A 2,253-nucleotide genomic window follows, 5' to 3' on the forward strand; every position below is an offset into this window, starting at 1 on the left:
TCTTTCATTATTTTATTATTAGTATCAATCAAACGATTCGAAATCTTTCTAAATCGCCTCCAGATTAATAACGTTGCAAGCAGACTCATCAAGCCGACGAGATTGCCGAGTTCTGGATGATTAAATACTTTAGTGATTGCGACGGCACCTTCACGAAATACGACAATCAATAAAATCGTATAAAACCAAGCTGTCCAATCAATATCTTTCATGTTGTCTCTTACTCATTTATCTGAACAATGGACGATTACCATTATGATGATGTCATTCTTTTCTTAAGATGCTACCACGGGAAGAAAAAATTTATTGATCTTTCACGTATTCAAACTCTTCTAATGGTCGTTTGAATAAAGCGGCTTTCTCTCCAAGAATTTCATCTAGTGGTAAGTGGGCTTGTCTGATGATTTGTTCCAGTTTTTGTGGTGCTATACAGACTGATAAATGCAAATCACCTTGCTCATCGTAATGCTCAGATTGAATTACATTCAGTGTATAGAGTTGCGTGCGTAGTTTACCGTATGCAGGTTTCAAGACTAAATTGAAGTGTTGTAATTGTCCTAATAAGCACTGTTGTACAGCCTGACTTAATAAGGCTAAACCTTCGCCAGAATGTGCGGATACATAAACTCGATCTGGAAAATCAGGAGATTTATAAATGATTTTTGCACTATCTCCACTTTGGTCAATTTTATTATAAACATGCAAAATGGGTGCATCTGCCCCAATCTCTTTGAGCACAGACTCAACAGCTTCTATTTGTTCAAGCATATTCGGGCTACTACTATCCACAACATGCAACAGTAAGGTAGCTTCCAAAGTTTCTTCTAGTGTTGCTTTGAAAGATTCAACCAAATCATGTTGTAGGTTGCGGACGAAACCTACGGTATCTGCTAATACAACTGTACCAATCCCATCCCAATCTAAACGACGTAAGGTTGGATCTAAGGTTGCAAAGAGTTGATCTGCCGCATATACATCACTTTTCGCTAGAATATTAAAAAGTGTAGATTTCCCAGCATTGGTGTATCCAACGAGAGAAATAGTTGGAATGGCTGCTTTCTGACGAGCAGCTCGACCTTGTAAGCGTGTTTGTTGAACCTTGATTAATTTTTCTTTGAGTTGTGTGATACGAACACGAATCAGTCGACGGTCAGTTTCTAGTTGTGATTCACCTGGGCCACGAAGTCCAATCCCACCTTTTTGTTGTTCCAAGTTCCCAGTAAAGCCTCGGATTAAACGCGTTGATAAGTGTTTAAGTTGGGCAAGTTCGACTTGTAATTTACCTTCGTGTGTACGCGCACGTAAGGCAAAAATATCAAGAATCAATCCTGTACGATCGATGACACGACACTTCAGTATTCTTTCTAAATTACGTTCTTGGGCAGGACTTAAAGAGTGATCAAAAATAACCAACTCAGCTTCAAGTTCCTGTACTAGTTCTGCAATTTCATCGACTTTCCCTGAGCCAATAAAAAACTTAGGATCAGGTTTATTTCTTTGTACAGAAATATGTTGCAGGATTTCAGCGCCAGCAGATTGAGCGAGCAATCGAAACTCTTCAGCATCAAGATCATCGAGGAGTTGAACAGAAACACTGACTAAAATTGCCCGTTCGCCACCTTGATGCTGCTCAAAATATTCCACGCTGCTGTCATATCCTAGGTATTAAAGTCCTATTTTAGAATAAACTTTAACGAAAGGGCAAAGACTTACTCGATTTATATGACATTACGACGAATCAGCTCAATGAATCCGATTAACGTCCCCATATATAAAATAGCCCAGCCTAAAAACATTTTTAAAGCATAACCATAAGAGATGGTATTTTCGACTTCAGTGGCGGTGCTGTTGGTGTGCATAGTAGGACTCTTTTAATCTGTTATTTCGATTGATTTATATTATTTGATCTAATTGTTGATTTGAAATTGAAAAAAATCATGCTCACGTTCGTTTTTTATTATCAAGATAACTTTTATAAGTGGATATTGGCATGATATAACTTGCTTAACTCAAAGCGTATATACCGAGATTTTTTGGTAATTTATCTTTGTATAACGTGAGGATTGATTAATTAGAAGTAGCGGAATTATATAAGTCTGCACCTTGTATCATCCAAAGATGCTTGTGCTGTTTGACATTCATGTCCCAAGTGTCTATGACGGGTGAAAACCCAATGGTTTTAATGATTTTATGACTCAAGAAACAACTGCAGTAGATAGCGAACCATTAAATTTATTTTCAAAATTTAGTTTA

The 2,253-nt window shown here is 37.4% G+C and carries 2 protein-coding genes and 1 pseudogene; all 3 read right to left on the bottom strand.

Features of this window, described 5'->3' with window-relative positions:
- Positions 1-212, bottom strand: a pseudogene (locus B4237_RS09380) (hypothetical protein); the annotation flags it as partial.
- Between the two features lie 91 nt (positions 213-303).
- A complete protein-coding gene (hflX, locus tag B4237_RS09385; protein WP_004877489.1) occupies positions 304-1,644 on the bottom strand; it encodes a ribosome rescue GTPase HflX in 1,341 nt (446 codons plus the stop codon).
- A gap of 74 nt (positions 1,645-1,718) precedes the next feature.
- Positions 1,719-1,859 carry a hypothetical protein gene (locus B4237_RS09390; RefSeq protein WP_004877488.1) on the bottom strand — a complete coding sequence of 47 codons (141 nt, stop codon included), beginning with the start codon at positions 1,857-1,859 and terminating at the stop codon, positions 1,719-1,721.
- Positions 1,860-2,253: the final 394 nt, after the last annotated feature.

This window comes from Acinetobacter sp. UBA6526, assembly GCF_002434875.1.
GTDB lineage: Bacteria > Pseudomonadota > Gammaproteobacteria > Pseudomonadales > Moraxellaceae > Acinetobacter > Acinetobacter venetianus.

Coding starts and splice junctions, on each gene's coding strand:
- B4237_RS09390 (WP_004877488.1), bottom strand. CDS start 1,859: ATGCACACCAACAGCACCGCCACTGAAGTCGAAAATACCATCTCTTAT.